Origin of the sequence: Oceaniglobus ichthyenteri, from assembly GCF_003057885.1 — a bacterium.
GTDB classification, from domain to species: Bacteria; Pseudomonadota; Alphaproteobacteria; order Rhodobacterales; family Rhodobacteraceae; genus Oceaniglobus; species Oceaniglobus ichthyenteri.
The window spans coordinates 117851-135797 of the sequence record NZ_QAGK01000003.1; the positions used below are offsets into that span (position 1 = coordinate 117851).

At 59.3% G+C, this 17947-nt stretch carries 14 protein-coding genes; 13 read left to right on the forward strand and 1 reads right to left on the reverse strand.

The features are described from left to right. Positions 1–2: 2 nt before the first annotated feature. The 7 genes from C8265_RS06010 to C8265_RS06040 are packed head-to-tail and all read left to right on the forward strand — an operon-like array spanning position 3 to position 9211. A complete protein-coding gene (locus tag C8265_RS06010) occupies positions 3–1442 on the forward strand; it encodes an MBOAT family O-acyltransferase (RefSeq protein ID WP_108483102.1) in 1440 nt (479 codons plus the stop codon). A gap of 11 nt (positions 1443–1453) precedes the next feature. Further along, complete coding sequence (locus C8265_RS06015) at positions 1454–2509, forward strand: alginate O-acetyltransferase AlgX-related protein (protein ID WP_108483103.1); 1056 nt, start codon at positions 1454–1456, stop codon at positions 2507–2509. Further along, positions 2506–3312, forward strand: a complete 807-nt coding sequence (locus C8265_RS06020; RefSeq protein WP_126623148.1) for a hypothetical protein — start codon at positions 2506–2508, stop codon at positions 3310–3312. Before C8265_RS06015 ends, C8265_RS06020 begins: the two co-directional genes overlap by 4 nt. Further along, entirely contained in the window at positions 3309–4775 is a 1467-nt protein-coding gene (locus tag C8265_RS06025; protein ID WP_108483105.1) for an alginate O-acetyltransferase AlgX-related protein, read from the forward strand. The genes C8265_RS06020 and C8265_RS06025 overlap by 4 nt, the downstream gene beginning before the upstream one ends. 3 nt (positions 4776–4778) lie before the next feature. Beyond that, entirely contained in the window at positions 4779–5408 is a 630-nt protein-coding gene (locus tag C8265_RS06030; protein ID WP_108483106.1) for an alginate O-acetyltransferase AlgF, read from the forward strand. Between the two features lie 6 nt (positions 5409–5414). Continuing rightward, the gene (locus C8265_RS06035) at positions 5415–8192 is read left to right on the forward strand and encodes a tetratricopeptide repeat protein (RefSeq protein WP_164512280.1); all 2778 of its coding nucleotides are present in this window, start codon (positions 5415–5417) and stop codon (positions 8190–8192) included. Further along, complete coding sequence (locus tag C8265_RS06040; RefSeq protein ID WP_108483108.1) at positions 8189–9211, forward strand: alginate lyase family protein; 1023 nt, start codon at positions 8189–8191, stop codon at positions 9209–9211. Before C8265_RS06035 ends, C8265_RS06040 begins: the two co-directional genes overlap by 4 nt. Positions 9212–9273: 62 nt before the next feature. Here the strand turns inward: C8265_RS06040 and trpS are convergent, their stop codons facing one another. Beyond that, positions 9274–10305: a tryptophan--tRNA ligase gene (trpS, locus tag C8265_RS06045; protein WP_108483332.1), complete on the reverse strand. Its 1032-nt coding sequence runs from the start codon at positions 10303–10305 to the stop codon at positions 9274–9276. Positions 10306–10380: 75 nt separating this feature from the next. Between trpS and C8265_RS06050 the strand changes: the two genes are divergently transcribed. From C8265_RS06050 to C8265_RS19645, 6 genes are all read left to right on the forward strand, one after another. Next, entirely contained in the window at positions 10381–11064 is a 684-nt protein-coding gene (locus tag C8265_RS06050) for a rhomboid family intramembrane serine protease (protein ID WP_108483333.1), read from the forward strand. Positions 11065–11492: 428 nt separating this feature from the next. Next, positions 11493–12464: an ABC transporter substrate-binding protein gene (locus C8265_RS06055; protein WP_108483109.1), complete on the forward strand. Its 972-nt coding sequence runs from the start codon at positions 11493–11495 to the stop codon at positions 12462–12464. A gap of 164 nt (positions 12465–12628) precedes the next feature. Next, positions 12629–13663, forward strand: coding sequence for an ABC transporter permease (locus C8265_RS06060; RefSeq protein WP_108483110.1), 1035 nt, complete (start codon positions 12629–12631; stop codon positions 13661–13663). 14 nt (positions 13664–13677) lie between these two features. After that, a complete protein-coding gene (locus C8265_RS06065; protein ID WP_108483111.1) occupies positions 13678–14745 on the forward strand; it encodes a quaternary amine ABC transporter ATP-binding protein in 1068 nt (355 codons plus the stop codon). A gap of 416 nt (positions 14746–15161) precedes the next feature. Beyond that, entirely contained in the window at positions 15162–16448 is a 1287-nt protein-coding gene (locus C8265_RS06070; RefSeq protein ID WP_108483112.1) for an ABC transporter substrate-binding protein, read from the forward strand. 67 nt (positions 16449–16515) lie between these two features. Further along, a complete protein-coding gene (locus C8265_RS19645) occupies positions 16516–17946 on the forward strand; it encodes a carbohydrate ABC transporter permease (RefSeq protein ID WP_206050283.1) in 1431 nt (476 codons plus the stop codon). Position 17947 lies beyond the last annotated feature (1 nt).

Sequence of the window (17947 nt, forward strand, 5' to 3'; positions counted from 1 at the left end):
CCATGGTGTTTTCGTCTGAATCCTTTCTGTTCCTGTTTCTGCCGCTGTTTCTGGCGCTGTATTACCTCACCCCGACGCGGACGAAATCCTATACCATTCTGGCGGGCTCATACCTGTTTTATGCCTGGTGGCGGGTTGATTTTCTGGGGCTTTTGTTCCTGACCACGGTATTTGCCTATGTGGTGGGGCAAAAGGTTTCGCGCCACCGTGGCACGGCGCGGGGCAAGGCGTGGTTGGGCATTGGCGTGGCGGGATGTCTGGGCGTTTTGGGCGTGTTCAAATACCTGAACTTTTTCTTGGATAGCTTTGCCGCGCTGGTTGGCACCGATACGGCGGGCCTTGGCATTCATTGGCGGTTGATCCTGCCGATTGGCATTTCGTTTTATATCTTTCAGGCGCTCAGCTATCTGATTGACGTGCATCGCGGCGATGCCAAGGCCGACGCCCGGTTCATTGATTTCGCCGCCTTTATCGCACTTTTCCCACAACTGATTGCAGGGCCGATCCTGCGCTATAAGGATTTGGAGGATCAATTCAAAAGCCGCACCCACAGCGCCGAAATGTTTGCCGATGGCATGGCGCGGTTTCTGATCGGGCTGGCCAAAAAGGTACTGTTGGCCGATGCCATCGCGCCCCTTGCCAATCTGGCCTTTGCCAATTCCGGCGATGTCGGCATGGGGTTGGTCTGGGTTGGGGTCATTGCCTATATGCTTCAGCTTTATTTCGATTTTTCGGGGTATTCCGATATGGCAATCGGGCTGGGCAAGATGATGGGGTTCAATTTCCTTGAAAACTTCCGCTTTCCCTATATCAGCCGCTCAATCACCGAATTCTGGCGGCGCTGGCATATTTCGCTTTCAAACTGGCTGCGCGATTATCTCTATATCTCGCTTGGCGGCAACCGGCGTGGCAAACTCTGGACCTATGCCAACCTGATGACAGTGATGGTTTTGGGCGGGCTGTGGCATGGCGCGAACTGGACATTCGTTTTGTGGGGCCTGTGGCATGGCGGCATTTTGGCGGTTGAGCGGGCCACCGGCCATGATCGCCGCGCCGCCCGCCTGCCTTGGGCATTGCCGCTGACATTGCTGTGCGTGCTGATTGGTTGGGTGATGTTTCGCGCTGAAAACGTGGGCCAAGGGTTTGAGGTTTACGCCGCCATGCTGGGGGCCAACGGTTGGGTCGGCAACCCCGCCCTGTGGCTTGAGGTGACGCGCGAAAGTCTGGCGTTTACCTGTCTGGCGGTGGTGATTTGCATTGTCGAACCCCGCGCCTGGACGCTGTTTGAGGCGCGACGCGATTTCGCCATTCGCCCCGATGGCACCGTCGCAATCCCGATGGTGCAGGGCGCGGTATCTTTGGGCCTGATCGCTTTGGGCGTGTTCACGGTGATGAAACTGGCCGAGCAAAGCTATTCCCCGTTCCTTTATTTCCACTTCTAAGGGTTAATGCGATGATGTTTCCCACTCCAAATCTGGCCCTGAAACTGACCGTACCGGTGGCGTTTTTCGGATATGCCCTGTTGGCCAATCTGTCGTTGTTCACGGCCCCGAATGCCATGCTGCCCACTGCCCAAGGGCTGTTGAACGGTCAAATAACAGCCGCCATTGATGGGCTGTATCGTGAGAACCTGCCCCACAAGGCCCCCTCAATCGGCGTGATCGGCGCGGCGCGGTATCTGCTTTTGAGCGAAGGGCGGCCCGGCGTTGTGGTGGGCCAGGCGGGGCATTTGTTTACCTCGGAAGAATACCGCGCGGTTGATGGCGCGGTATATGGCGCAGCTTTGGCACAGGTGGCGCGGGCGGCGGCGCAATTGGACGGGTTGGGCGTGCAATTGATCGTCGCGCCGCTTCCGGCAAAGCTGGATCTGATGCGCGATTGGGCCAATGATGGCGCGGCGGCAAATGCGCTTGCGCAGCTCTATCAAACATTTCAAACCGATCTGCGCGCCAAAGGCATCAGCGTGGTTGATAGCCGCCCCGCCCTGGCCGCCAGCCCCGCGCCGTTTTTAACAACCGATACCCATTGGACACCGCAAGGCGCGCGCACCGTTGCCACCAGTATCGCCGCCAGCGGGACAGTTGCGCCGGGGTCCGATGGTTTTACCATCGAAACCGGCCGCGAAATCATCTTTGCCGGTGATTTGGTCAGCTATATCACATCCGACGCACTTGCGCCCTTTGTCGGCCTGTCGCGTGAAACCGTCACGCCCTATACCGCCGTGGCGCAGAGTGTTGAAACCGGTGTGCTTGACCTGTTTGGCGGGGATGGCGGCGGCATTGATCTGGTTGGCACATCCTATTCCGCCAACCCGAATTGGAGCTTTGCCGAGGCGCTGAAGCTGGAGCTGAGCCGCGATGTGGTGAACCATGCCGAACAGGGGCAGGGGCCATTTGCCCCCATGGCGGCATATCTTGCCACGCTTGATCCGCTGGCCCTGCCCGAGGTGGTGATTTGGGAAATTCCGGTGCGCTATCTGACCGATCCGGCGATGAAGGGGGCGGAATGAAACGGCACTCTGTATACAAGCGCCTGCTGGCGGGGATGATTGCCGCAACCTTGGCCCTGCCTGTATTGGCCGATCCTGCGCCACCACTTCTTGATCTGACGCGGCTGGGCGGTTATGACGCCGAGGCGCGCAAGATTTCCGTGACCCTGACACGCGGCGTGCGCAGCGGGCGCGATTTACCCACTCAATCTCTCAGAACCACGCGCGAACGGATGGTTGACGATTTGCCCGTAACCATCGACGCCTTGCGCGCCTTGGCCGATGCCGGCGATGGCATCGCCGCCCTGCGTTTGATTGCCCAGCTTGAGGAGGAGGGGCACAGTGCCGCACCCGAAAATCTGGCGCATTATTACGGGCTGGCCGCGTCAACCGGGCGGGTTGTCGGGCTGTTCGGGCTGGTACGCACCCTGAAACAGGTTGATCCGGCCAAGGCCGGGCCTGCGCGGTTGCGGATGCTGCAAGATATCGTGATGGCCTATGCCAAAGCAGGCAATCCGGTGGCCTCGGCGGCAATGATGGAGTTTCACCGCACCGGACACCCGTTTGGCCCGATGCCGGGCGCGATTGCAGAATTGGCCACGGCGGGGCAGGGCAAAAGCAATGCGGTGATCGCGCTGCAACTGGCGGGGGATCTGATTCAGACTGGATGGGATGATCCGGCCGCATTGGCCCGTGCGCAAACCCATCTGCGCGCCGCCGAGACAGCGGATTCGGTGCGCATAAAGTTGATCGCGGGCAATCTTTTGCCGGTGCTTGCGGCGCGCATTCAGACCCTTTCACCGGTTGAGGAGCCAAACGGATGATTGGACGATTGCGCATTCTGGCGCTCACCGCTCTTGTGGGTCTGTCAACCACATCTGCCATGGCCGACAGCGCCTTTGGCTGTTCGGGGTTGGAAACCGATGCCGATCTGGCCACGCTTGAGGGGCACGACGGTGTGTTTTTCCGCATGGTTTCAGACCTGCGGATGGATCGCCCGTTTTCTCAGGCGACCGTTGCCAATCTGGCCGAACTGTCGCGCGCTTTGGCCGAACGGGGCACCACATTGGTGTTCGCGCCGGTCCCGACCAAAGCGGTGACCATGCCCGATTGGCTGCCTGAACGCGCCCGCCTGATGGGGTTTGACCTGACCGTGGCAACGGAGGTGCAGCGCGATATCTTACGCCAACTTGACGCTGCCGGTGTCATCACCGTGGATCTGCGCGCCGCCATGGTTCAGGGTGGCGCGGGCCGTCACACATTTTTCGGCACCGATACACATTGGAATGCGTTTGGTGCCGAATTGGGCGCGATGGCCGTGGCCGAGGTGCTGAAGGCACAACCGATCTATGACAGCCTGACCAAAACCACCCATGAAACCGTTGAGATGGGTGAGAAAACGGCGTTTTCGGGTATGCGCCGGATTTTGCAACGTCGCTGTATCGAAACCCTGCCCGAACCGGTGACCATGACCTATGAAACCCGCGTCGCCAGCACCGGCGCGGCCATGGCGGGCGGCACCCTTGATATCGGGCTGAACGACGAGACATTGCTGGATATCGGGCTGGAAGACGAACCGCTGGATATCGGGCTGGACGATACGCTGCTTGATATCGGATTGGACGACACCGCGCTTGATATCGGGCTGGGCGCGGATGCGGGCGTGGCCCGCGACCCGGCCAGCCAATTGCCTGTTGCCTTGGTCGGTACGTCGTTTACCGATCTCGCGGTCAGCAATTTTCCGGGCTTTGTGGCACAACATGCCGGGGTTGAGGTGGTGAATTACGCGATCACCGGCGGTGGTCAGTATGGCGCAATCACATCCTATCTGACGTCCGACGATTTTCAGACCGCGCCGCCCGCGTTTCTGGTGTGGGAAAACCCGATCTATGCGAATCTGGCGCAAAATGGCAGCGGCCCGATGCGCGAACTGATCGCCGCCGTGCGCGGCTGCGCACAGCCGGTGGATATCACCATCGGCGATGATCGTGCGCGCCTGACTGCCACGTTGCCACCGGATTTGGGCCCCGATCACACCCTGTTTCTGGACACCGGCACCGGGGCCATGGCCAAGGCGACGTTCCGGTTTGCCAACGCCGCCGGGCGCAACCGCACCAAAACCATTGAACGGGGCGAACGCCTGCGCCTGAACGGGCGGTTTTACATGCCGTTGACCGGTCTGTGGCCCGGTGGCGCGCAGAGCGTTGAAATTGATTTACCTCTTCCCTTGGGTCAGGCCGCCACATTGTCTGTCTGCGCCCCCGAACCATCATTACAAAAGGATTGAACCATGTTCGACAGACGCCGTTTTCTGGCCCTCGGCCTTGCCACACTGATCCCGACCACAACGTCCGCCGCGGGCGATGCGGGCCTGTATCAGGATGTGTTTGATCCACAATCCAGCTTTATCCGCGTTCTTGCCCCCGGTCAGGGCTTTGCCACCGTGGCCGGCACCCGGCTGAGCGATTTTGAGGCCGGCCTGTCGCCCTATGTCAACGTGATGCCCGGCAGCGTGGCCATAACCCATGCGGGCGGCACCACCGACCTGACTGTGGCGCCCAGCAGCCATTACACCATCGTGTTGCAAACCGGTGCCGATCCGGTGGTGTTGGTCGATGATCTGGCGATGAACCCGGCCAAGGCGGATGTGTCGTTATATAACCTCAGCATGCGCGACGGGGTTGATTTGTTCGTGCCCGCCGCGCGCGCTGTGGCGTTGCAGGGCGTGCCGCTGTCGGGGGCAAAATCGGTCGCGCTGAAGGCGCCTCTGACGCTTGATTTCGAACTGCGCGTCGGTGACGAAACCCTGGCCACCGTCGGCGCGGTGGCATTGCAGCGTCGCGCCGGCGTGTCGGTCGTATTGACCGGGGCCGACAGCCAATTCACCGCCGTCGCGGTGCCAAACACCTATCAAAGGTAACCAATGATGCCCGAAGGCCACATTCAATCGCCCCCAAACCGGCGGCTGTCGGGCCTTCGGTGTGTTCTGGTGGCATGTTTCGCGCTGGGCAGTCCGGTTCAGGCGCAAGACACGCTGGATCTGCAATTCCGCCCCCCCGCGATCACGCCGGGGCCGATTTGCGAATCCCCCCCCACCGATGATGAAACCACCGATTTTTGGGGCGATTGGGATCAACGGGTTCTGCCCGACCGCCCGATGCGCAGCATTCGGCGTGATATGAACCGGCTGGTTCAGATCGACGGCGCGCGCTGGTTCGATACGGTGACGCGCGCAATGGATCTGTTGGAAAAATCCGATCCGGTGTTTGAGGGCGAAACCGCTTTGGTCATGCGCATTGCCGTGTTGGACGGTGCGGGCAAATTCGAAGACCTGACCACAAGCGGCCTTGTCGCACAGTTGGCCGCGCAGATCGATGACTTGAAACCGGCGTCAAAACTGGTGCTGTCGCGGTATCTGCGTAACGGGATCGGTATTGCCGCCGATTCCGCCATGGCCGACCGGTTGTTGGTTGATGCGGGTTATGCCGGCGATCCCAAGGCGCTGCTGGCGCTGGCCGCGCTGCAACTGGCCGGGAAGGCCCCTGCCGACTGGTCGGTTCCGGCAGAATTGGCCGTAGCCACCGCGTTCAGCACCATGGTGGGCGAGTTGGACCCACAGATTTGCGACCGCGCCACCCGGATCGCCACCCAATTTCGGTTGGGCGGCGTCGTCACGCCCGATCCGCAGCTGGCCCATGATTGGTATCGCTTTACCGCCGATCTGGGCAGTGGCCATGCGGCATGGAAGGTGGTCGAATACCACATGCGTGCCGAACAGTTTGAAAAAACCAACGATCTGCTGCTGCGCTATCTCGAAATGGCTGCGTCGGCCGATCTGTCTTATGCACAGATCGAACTGGCCCGGGTGTTGGAACGCGGCGCCCTGGCCCCCCGAAACATCGACCGCGCCTATGCCCTGTACGAGGCGGCGTCGCGCTCGGGCGATCTGCGCGGTTTGTCGCAATTTGCCCTGTTTTTGCGCCGCCATGAACCTGCCGATCCGACAGTGCGCGCGCCACGCGTTACGGTGTTGCAAAAGCTTACCGCGCGCAACGACGCGCCGGGCTGGGCGTTTTCGCAACTGGCTGAAACAACGCTGGAAGATCGCGGCGTCTGGGCCGGTGCGGGCGATGCGCGCCCCCTGTTGGAACAGGCGGTCAAACGCGGCAATCTTGATGGCCATGTGATGTTGGCGCAACTGATCCTGGCCAACAGCCCCAACGCGGCAAATATCGATCGGGCCGTTGATTTGTTGGCCCATGTGGTAAATGAACGGGGTGGATCACAGCCGATGAAGATGATCCGCGCCGCCCATGTGTGCCGTGCCAACGGCGCGCCAGATCGCGCCGCGGCCCAGTATTGGCTGGCTGAAGAGCAGGCCATCGGCGTATCGGATTCCGATGATCATTCCAGCCCTTTGTTAAGCCTGACCATCGCTGACAATGCCCCCCGGCTTGCCGAAATACAGTCTTTCGCGCTCAGCGGATCACCGAACGGATTGGCAATGTGGCGCCGCGTGATCAAGGCCGCACCGTTCGCCGATGAGGCGATGCGCAATTTCTGGGCCAACTACTTTGACCAGACCGATGCGCGCCTGGTCGCCCAGGCCAAGCTGGACCTGACCCTGACCCGCGATCCGGGCGTTCACGCGGTGATCTTTGCCGCCTTGCGCGAACGGCACGCGACCTCGGGCCCCAATTTCGCCGGTTGGCTGAACGACACCTTGGTGAGCGGCATGTATGGCCCCGAAATACTGGCACAGCTCAGCACCGAGGCCCGCACCGCCGCCACGATTGAGCTGACCCGCTCGTCTGCGATGGGGTATGGGCGGGCGATGATCGGTCTGGCCGCTCTGGCCAACACCCCCGCCGACCGGAGCGCGATATTTGATCGGTTTCGCGCCGTGATTGACGCCAATGGCGATTACGCCGCGCAACTGTTTGCCGCCCGCCATGGCGACCGGCCCGGGTATTACGCAGCCCGCGCCGCCGGGATCATGCCCTGTTCGTTTCGCAGTGCCATGGAAATGGCCGCGCTGGGCGGCGATTTGGGCAATACTGCGCAGGAAGACCACTGGCTTGCGGTGGCTGATGTTCTGGCGCCAGAGCGGACATCCTGGATGATCGCCTTGGCGCGCGCCTATTTGCGCGGTGGCAAGGCTGAAATGGGCCCCCGTGCAATGGATTTGCTGACCGAGGCCAGCGCACAGGGCGATATCAACGCCGATGTCGAGATCTTTCGCCTGATCGTGACACCCGGCGGGCCGTCTTACGATCCTGATCGCGCGGCGCGGATAATTGCATCGGCGCTGGAGGGTGGGCAAATGACGGTGCTGTCGCGCTATCTGTCGGCCCACCGCAACGCGGATCAGGCCACGCGCACCCGGATCGAAGCGCTGTTGGACATGCCGATGATCTATCGCAGTGCCGCCGAGGCGGGCGATGCGGTGGCGATGCGCATACATGGTCTGGTCTTGCGCGAACAGGCGGCAGGTGCGGCAGATCTGACCGCCGCCATGGGCTGGCTGGCCCGCGCCGCCAAGGCGGGCGATACCACCGCCATGACCGAACTGGGCGAGGCACTGGCCTTTGGCATCGGTTTGCCGGCGGATCGCGACCGCGCGTTGATCTGGCTGACCCGCGCCGCAGAACAGGGCAGCGACAAAGCCCGGGAAATCACCCGTCTGGTGGGGCTAAGCGAATGAAACCAAACCACATTCTCCCAACCCTGGGCTTGGCCGTCGGACTGGCCAGCCCCGCCATTGCCGGGTGTTTTCCGCCAACCGAACCGGTTGTAACCCTCGATTTCGGCAGCCGCTATGTGGCCGAGGATGCAAGCCGCGCAACCATCGACGATGAAAGCAATGCAGCGGTCAACGCCGCGCTGGCCCCTGTCGATGATTTTATCCGTGATCTGGCCTTTGCCGCCAACACGGTCACCCGCCATGGCGCGCCCGAGGCGGCACTGGCCGATTGCGTCGTCGCGCGGATTGCCGCTTGGGCTTGGGCCGATGCCCTGTCGGATTTGGGCAGCCTGACCGCCCAACTTTCGGTGGGGGGGCGTTTGGCCGGCATTGCCGAGGCGTATCGCCAGGTGCGCCCCTTTGCCGAGATCAACCACAGAACCGCCGCCATCGAACGTTGGTTGGAAAAACGCAGCGCGGAACAAATTGATTTCTGGGAAAAGGATGCCACCCACGGCGCACGGCGTGGCAATCTGCGCGCCTGGGCCAGCTTGGCGATATTTCAGGTCGCCGATTTAACCGGCGACGATGCGGCGCGGCTCTGGGCCTTTGCCTCGGCCGCGCGAATACTGTGCAGCGCGCGCGAAGATGGCAGCCTGCCGCAAGAAACCGGGCGCGGAAAATGGGGGCTGCACTATCAGTTCCACGCCATCGCGCCGCTGGTCACCCTGGCCGCGCGGGCGGCCCCAACCGATCCGGCGTTGATGACCATCTGCAACGGCGCATTGCCTCGCGCGGTCACCTATGCGTTGGACGATTATGCAAACGGCGGCCTGCGCACTGCAGAATATTCAGGCCAGGTGCAAACCTATTTCGATGGCACACAGAATTTGGAACCCCACGCCATTGCCTGGGTGCCGGCCTATCTCACCCTTACGTCAAGCGATGCCGCCAGCGCCCTGGCGGCAAAAACCGAAACCTTGGCCAATTCAAAACTGGGCGGCGATCAACGCTTGCTGTGGCAAGGCACGCAACCCTGAAACCACGCCTTGGTTTTTTCTTGCTTAAAATATCCTCGCCGAAGGCGAAAATCCTTTTGGGGCTACTTCACCAATCCCACGATCTTATAGGTTTCTGCCAGGATCGGCGCGGCAATTTCACGGGCGCGTTCGGCACCGCGGGCCAAAAGCCGGTCAATCTCATCGGTGTGCTGCATCAGCCGCGCCATTTCCGAGGATATCGGGGATAGCTTTTCAACCGCCAAATCCGCCAACAGCGGTTTGAACTGGCCAAATTGTTGCCCGGCGACCTGGGCAATCGCGGCCTCGGCGGAAATATCCGACAGGGCGGCGTAAAGGTTGACCAGATTGCGCGCGTCGGGGCGGCCCTCCAAACCCTCTAAGGTTTCTGGCAACGGATCGGGGTCGGTTTTTGCCTTGCGAATCTTTTTGGCGATGGCATCGGCATCGTCGGTCATATTGATCCGCGATGCATCGGAAGCGTCGGATTTGCTCATCTTTTTTGACCCGTCGCGCAGCGACATAACGCGCGTTGCCGCACCCTCGATCACCGGTTCGGTCATCGGAAAGAAGTCGACCTTGTAATCATTGTTGAATTTCGCGGCAATGTCGCGGGTCAACTCAATATGTTGTTTCTGATCTTCGCCCACGGGCACATGGGTGGCATGATAAATCAGGATATCCGCCGCCATCAGCGCCGGATAGGCAAACAGGCCGAGGGACGCATTCTGGCTGTTCTTGCCGGCCTTGTCTTTCCACTGGGTCATCCGCTGCATCCAACCCATCCGCGCCACGGTGTTGAAAATCCACGCCAATTGCGCGTGTTCGGGCACCTGGGATTGGTTGATCAGCACCGATTTTTCGGGATCAACGCCAGAGGCAATAAACCCGGCGCACAGTTCGCGGGTGTTGTGTGCCAGAGTTGCGGGATCTTGCCAGGTGGTGATGGCATGCAGATCGACCATGCAATAGATGGTTTCAAAGGATTGCCCGTTCAGACCACTGTTTTGCATATCGACAAAACGTTTGATCGCGCCGAGATAATTTCCAAGATGTAATCCGCCCGAAGGCTGAATGCCCGAAAACACCCGGGGTGTGAAAGAAGGCTGCGCCATCATGGATACTCCGCTGGAAATTCCGTCTGCGCTCGCTTACCCATGGGCGCAACCCTCGTCAAGGAAAGCCCCATAATGCAACAGTCGTATAATGCCCCGCCGTTCAACCCGCTGCCCCCTGTGGTGCTGGCCCTGACCGCGGCTTTGGTGGTGATCGAGCTGATTTTTCAGGCCGGTGCGCGTGGCTTTGGCGGGGCCGATGCGGTGGGCTGGCGGATTGCGGCGTTCAACGATTATGCGTTCATTCCCGATCTGTTTGAACGGTCTTTGGCCACGGGGCAATGGGCGGCGCGCGACATGGTGCGCCTGGTCAGTTATGTGTTCGTGCATCAGGGGTTTGCACATCTGGCGTTTGTTTTGGTGTTCCTTCTGGCCATGGGCAAATACGTCGGAGAGCTGTTTCATCCCATCGCGATGTTGGTGATCTTTTTCGGCTCGGCCATTGTGGGGGCCGTGGTGTATGGTCTTGTTCTGGATGACCGCATGGCGTTGATCGGGGGGTATCCGGCGGTGTACGGATTGATCGGGGCCTATTCATTCGTGATGTGGACCGGGCTGGGCGCGATGCACCAAAACCGTGCCAAGGCGTTCACCCTGATCGGGTTCCTGATGGTGTTCCAGTTGACGTTTGGCCTGTTGTTTGGCGGCGGCAATTATTGGGTGGCCGAACTGTCGGGGTTTGGGGCCGGTTTTTTACTGTCATTTCTGGTCAGCCCGGGGGGATGGGCGCGGGTCATGGACAAGCTGCGCCAGCGCTGAGCGCGGGTCTGGCCGCGCTGCGGATCGTTTGGGGCCAGGTCTGACCTGACGGAGGCGCTGACGCGCCACATCATGTTTTGATTGCCGATTGGGGCCGCTGGCGCGCCCTGCCATTGGCGTTGGTTTTTGCCCGTTTCTGACGGCGCAGAGCGGTGCTTGGCGCGCAGATTTCATGCCGTTTGCCGCCGACCTGCATACAAATGCGACTTGTGCAATGTCGCGAACAGACAATTACTTAGTTGAACTCTTGCCCCAGCAGGTTAGGTTTAGTGCCGATAGCAGCTTTAGCCCCAAGCCGCCCTGCCACATCCGAATGCCTGTTGGGCATCACGATCTGACAGGGGCGTTGCGGGATTTAAGCGGCTTTTGATGGTTGGGCGCCACGGTGCTGATTGCCGTCACGGACCTAAAAATGGAGAGATACTTTAATGACACGATTTATTTACGGCGCCGCATTTGCAGTTCTCGCAAGCCCCTCGATCGCATTCGCCCAGGAGCAGTGCGGCGAAGTCACGATCACCGAAATGAACTGGGATTCATCGGCGATTGTTACTGCGGTTTCGAAATTCCTTATGGAACAGGGCTATGGCTGTGATGTAACGGCGGTGCCGTCCGACACAACGCCTGCTGTGACATCGCTGTCGGAAAACAACGAACCCGACATCGTGACCGAGCTTTGGAGCAACTCGACCGGCGACGTTTATAAAAAGCTGATGGCCGAAGGCCGGATCGAAGAAGTGGGCAGCGTTCTGGACCCGGGCGGTGTTGAGGGCTGGTGGTTGCCGACCTATCTGGTCGAAGCACATCCGGAACTTGCCACGATTGAAGGCGTGATGGAAAACCCTGAATTGGTGGGCGGCATGTTCAACAACTGCCCCGATGGCTGGGGCTGCCGGATTGCCAACGACAACCTGATTCGCGCTTTTGGTCTGGAAGATTCGGGCATCGAGGTGTTCAACCACGGGTCGGGCGAAACGCTGGCCACGTCGATGGCATCGGCCTATCAGGATGAAAAGCCATGGTTTGGCTATTACTGGGGGCCGACAACGCCACTGGGCAAATTCGACATGACCAGCATTGATTTGGGTGAGTTCAACGAAGAAGCCCATGCCAACAACCAAAACGCTGGTGCGGATAATCCGATGCCGTCGTCGTTTCCGTCCGCCCCTGTGGTGACGGTTGTGACCAAGGATTTCATGGAAAGCCATCCCGACATTGCCGAACTGATGTCGAAGGTCACATTCAAGACCGACACGATGAGCCAGATTCTGGCCTGGAAAGAAGAAAACAACGCATCGAACGAAGAAGCGGCTGTTTATTTCCTGAAGAACAACCCGGATGAGTGGAGCGCCTGGATCAACGATTCAGCGAAAGAAAAGCTGGCACCGCTGCTGAAGTAAGCGTAATGGGGCAAGGGCTTTGGCACCGTTTCGCGGTTGCCATTGCGCAATGCCTGCCAGCCTATTGATAACCGACAGGGCCAGGATCAGATGATCCGGCCCTGTCGTCGATTGAACAGAACAACAAAAAACGAGCGAAAATAACCGGCTCGGATGAGGGATTCATGGCGACTTACGATTTCGTATTTGATGGGCTTGGCTTGCGCAAATGGTGCGGAGAAAGCGGCGACGACGGCGGTAGTATGCTGTCGATGGCGCAATTGCTGGCCGAAACCTCGGGTGAAGAAGTCGAAGCATCGCCATGGGAAACGCCGTTTCCCTCGATGGACGCCCTGCACGAGGCGTGCCCTTCGTTTCCGCAATCGCGCGAATTGACCAGCGGCCTTGAAGAAGGGTTTCTGGCGATCAAGGACACCCTGAAGATTGTGGTTGATCCGCTGACACAACCGCTAAGCTGGGCGTTGGAAAATGCGCTTTGGGTGATGCAGGCGGTGCCGTGGTTCATCATGATCCCGCTGCTGATGATTGTTGCCTATGCTGTTTCACGATCGCTCAAGCTGGTTCTGCTGGTGGCATTGTGTTTTGGTTTCCTCGCGTTTGTCGATTACTATGATTACACCATGCAAACGCTGGCGATCATATTCGTCTGTGCGTTCATATGTGTGTTGTTCGGGGTGCCCATTGGCATCGCCATGTCGCGCAGTGACCGAACCCAACGAACCATGATTCCGGTTCTTGACATGCTTCAGACATTGCCGCCCTTTGTGTATCTGATCCCGCTGATTTTCCTGTTTTCAGTGACCGAGCCGAAATTGTACGGCATCGCGATCATTCTGTATGCCATCGTGCCCGTCGTGCGATTGACCGATCTGGGCATTCGTCTGGTCGACAAGGACGTGATCGAGGCGGCCGACGCATTCGGGATGACCGAACGGCAGAAATTGTTTAACGTGCAAATTCCCCTGGCGCTGCCCAATATCATGGCCGGCGTCAACCAGACCATCATGATGAGCCTTGCCATGGTCGTGATCGCATCGTTGGTATCGGCGCCCGGTTTGGGTGTGTTGGTGCTGCGCGGTATCCGGTCGTTGGAATTGGGCGTTGGTTTGTTGTCGGGTCTGGGTATCGTGCTGCTTGCGATCATTCTTGACCGCGTCACCAAGGCCGCGTTGGCCCGTATCAACACAAGCCAATCATAAAAGGGGTGACGGACATGAGCGATGCAGACATCAAGATTTCGATCCGCAACCTTTACAAGGTGTTTGGCGATGATCCATTACCCGCCTTGCAACATGTCAAGGATGGCATGGGCAAAACCGAACTGCTTGAGACCCACAATCATGTGCTGGGTCTCAACGATATCAACGTCGATGTTCCTGCGGGCAAGACGACGGTTATCATGGGGTTGTCTGGGTCAGGTAAATCAACCCTGATCCGCCATTTCAACCGTCTGATCGAACCCACAGCAGGCGAAGTGTGGGTCGATGGTGAGAATATTCTGGAGTATAACGACAAGCAGTTGCGCCATTTGCGACAGCACAAGATGTCGATGGTGTTTCAGAAATTCGCGTTGTTCCCCCATCGTACGGTGTTGCAAAATGCCGGGCTTGCCCCGTCGATCGAAGGCGAGCGGGAAAGCAAATATGCCGACGAGGCGCGCAAATGGCTGGATCGGGTCGGCCTGTATGGCCAGGGCGATCAGTATCCGCATCAGTTGTCGGGCGGGATGCAGCAGCGGGTGGGCATCGCGCGTGCGCTGACCAGCAATTCTGACGTCATGCTGATGGATGAGGCGTTTTCCGCGCTTGACCCGCTGATCCGGACCGACATGCAGAACCTGCTGATCGAATTGCAGGCCGAGCTGCAGAAAACCGTGGTGTTCATCACTCACGATCTGGACGAGGCGCTGAAACTGGCGGATCATCTGGTGGTGTTGAAAGACGGGCTGGTCGTACAACAGGGCGAGCCGCAACATATTCTGTTGCACCCGGCCGACCCCTATATCGAAGATTTCGTCAGCGATATCAACCGCGCCCGCGTTTTGCGCGTGCGGTCGGTCATGGATCGCACGACCGATGTATCGGGCGATCATGCCGGTGAAATAGATCACGACGACACCCTTGAATCGGTCATTGCCCTGTCGGAAGGCGACACAAAGCTGAGTTATCGCGTGATCAAGAATGGCGCGCCTGTCGGGGTTTTGAACATGCGCAAACTTGTGCGCGCATTGGTGCCTTCAGAACAATCCGGTGACCCTGAAAGCGCCCGCCGCAGCGGATGAGCGTTGATCAGAAAACACGCCCCATGACGTATAGCGGCGTGTAAAACCCAAACCACACGCGGCCCGTTTCCCTGGATGTGGGGAATGGGCCGCGGTTGCGAGAATTTCGCGTCTTTAGCCACAAATCCCGTGCGCACCGGTGCGATGGGTAATCCATGGGTTGTCGGATCGAAACCCGTAACCATGGCTGCGATTGCAATTACATGACTGTGTCGGCCTTCTGGCAATGGCGCGCCGGGCTGGCGGTAACGCCCGATATCCGCGATTAAATGCCCGATTTTCTGTGGAAACACCTGATTTCCCCGCTTGACCCGAAAAATTGATACCTGATTGATACAGTCTATTGACGCATTCCCCAATGCTGCGCAGTATCAAGGCAATGCTGGGAACACAGTATTAACCTTTTGGGAGGAACCATGACTTATCACATCACACGCGCCCGCCGGGCGTTGGTTTTTGGCACGGCATCCGCCCTTGCCCTGACCATTGGTGCGGCGGCCAGTGCTGCCGATCTTGACCTGATGATCAACGCCAATGACAATCAGGCGGTGGTGATTGCCGATTTCATCGAACGTTACAAATCTGTTGCCCCGGATGTGAATATCACCCTGAACGTGGTCGGGTATGATGTGGTGCGCGAACAGCTTCCCGTGCAGCTCGAGGCCGGATCAGGGCCCGATATCGCCTTGGTCACCAATCTGGGCGGGCTCAATTCCTATTACCTTGATCTGACCCCCTATGTGGATGCCGCCGCCTGGGAGGCCGCCTATGGCGCGGTTCTGCCGTGGTATCGCGCGGGCAAGCCCGATGGGATTTATGGCTTTCACTCGGAACTGACCGTGACCGGCCCCTATGCCAACCTGACCATGTTCGAAGAGGCCGGCGTGGACCTGCCCGCCAACGGCGCCACATGGGAGGATTGGGCCGAAGCAACCCAGACCGTAATGGACGAAACCGGCGCCTATGCCGGGATGATCATGGACCGGTCGGGCCACCGCATGGCCGGCCCTGCCATGTCATACGGCGCGAAATATTTCGATGCCGACGGTGGTTTGTTGATCGATGACGGGTTCCGGACATTCAGCCAGATGATGCTGGATTGGCACGCCTCGGGGTTGATGCCCGCCGATATCTGGCCTGCCGTATCGGGCAGCAAATATGCCAACGGAAACGAAATGTTCTTTAACCAGGATGTGCCGTTTTACATGTCGGGGTCATGGAACGCGGGCAATGTGCAATCGAATGTCGGTGACAAATTCGACTGGGCCGTGGTGCCGGTGCCCTGTGGGCCTGCGGGCTGTGGCGTGATGCCGGGCGGGGCAGGGGTGGTGGCCTTCAACCATACCGAACACCCGCAAGAGGCCGCAAATTTCGTGGCGTGGTTGGCGGAAAAGGAAAACGCCAAGGAATGGTACACCCGCACCTTTTCAATCCCGGCCCATGCCGAGTTGCAGGAAGAGGGGCTGGATTATGCCAGCGCGGGGGCCTCGGCCGCTGTGGCTGACGGGTTGAACACCTTTGCCGCCATGGCCGGTGTCGCCGCCAAGCAAACGCCACAGGCTTTTGCGCTTCAGGGCAGCCCGGATAACTTTGTCGTTTTCAATGCCACCGCTCAATATCTGGGCGCGGCGATGAATGGCGAACTGACGCTGGATGAGGCGATGGAAAAGATCAAGGAAGAGATCGCAACCAACACCAACTGATCCTGTTGCGGGGCCGCGCCAAAGTGGCCCCGCACCCCACGACGCCTGAACCAAGGACTCTCCCACCATGAGCATCGCCGGACTTGCGAGCCTGATTATCGGCATCCTCTGGATTGGCGGCGGCACCCTTTGGTTGCTGTCGCGCCGCACCTATGGCGTGAAACAGATTCCTGGTTTTGCGATGGATCTGATCGGGTTTCCGGTGGAATTGTCACAAAGCGTGTTTGGCCGCAAAGGCGTGCCCTATGCGCTGTTGATGCCGAATATGGTGATCTTCGGCTTCTTCACCTTCGCGCCGATGATCCTGAATTTTTACGTCAGCTTTACGGGTGGATCATCAATCAACCTGTTTGATCGCCCCTGGATCGGCAGCGCGAATTACAGCGCGATCTTTCAATGCGAAAGCTATTTCGATCCGCGGACCTGTTCCAATCAGGGGTTCAGTTTCTGGCGCGGCATGGGCAACACGTTGATGTTTGTGTTGATCCAGGTGCCAATCCTATGCGCGGCTGCCTTGGCCACCGCGTTGGTGGTGAACAAAAATCTGGTGGGGCGCGGGTTTTGGCGGGCGATGTTCTTTTACCCCGTCATGCTGTCGCCGGTGGTGATCGCCAACATCTGGAACTGGGTTCTGCACCGCAAGGGCATTCTGAACGAAGGGTTGGGCCAGGCGTCCGATGCGATGACCGCGCTGTCGGGCATGGCCGGGTTTGATATGGTCGCCACGATCCTTTTCGCGGTCCTGTTGCTGGTAAGCAGCGAACGGGCGCTGCGCGCCAGCGTTGATCCGTCACTGCCGTGGGCGGCCCTGTTCGGGGTTTTGTTTCTGGCGGTGTTCACCTGGGCCAGCCCGCTGGCGATGATCGGGTTTCAGGCGGCGCCGTCTTTCTGGCTGGGCGCGGTGTTGGTGGGCGGGTTGTTGTGGTTTGTCTCAACCGCGCATCCGCGCGCAAGCTGGGCGATCACCGGGTTTTCGATTGTCGCGGTGATCCTGCTGTTGACGATTCAATTTGACGCCGTGTTTGATTTTGGCCGGTTCCGCCCGATCAATTGGTTGGTACAGCCCAACACCGGTTGGCCGTTCTTCTGGCTGATCTTTGTGTTCACATGGTCGCACATGGGGTTTTACATGCTGATCCTGCTGGCGGGCCTGCAGGCGATTCCCGCCGATCTGTACGAGGCGGCCAAGATGGACGCCACCAAACCCGCCCGGGCGTTTTACCGTATCACCCTGCCACTGGTCATGCCGACGCTGGTGGTGGTTTTGGTGCTGTCGCTGATCCGCAGTTTTCAGATTTTCGATGAAGTCTGGCTTTTGACCGGGGGTGGGCCGGGGCGCGAAACCTTCATGATCGTGCAACATATCTATGAAACCGCCTTTACCGGCGATCGGCCCGCCTATGGCGAGGCGGCGGCCGGGTCGGTTTTGATGGCGATCGTGATTGCCGTTTTCACGTTCTTCCAACTGTTCATCACCCGCCGCCAGTCGGAGCTGTGAC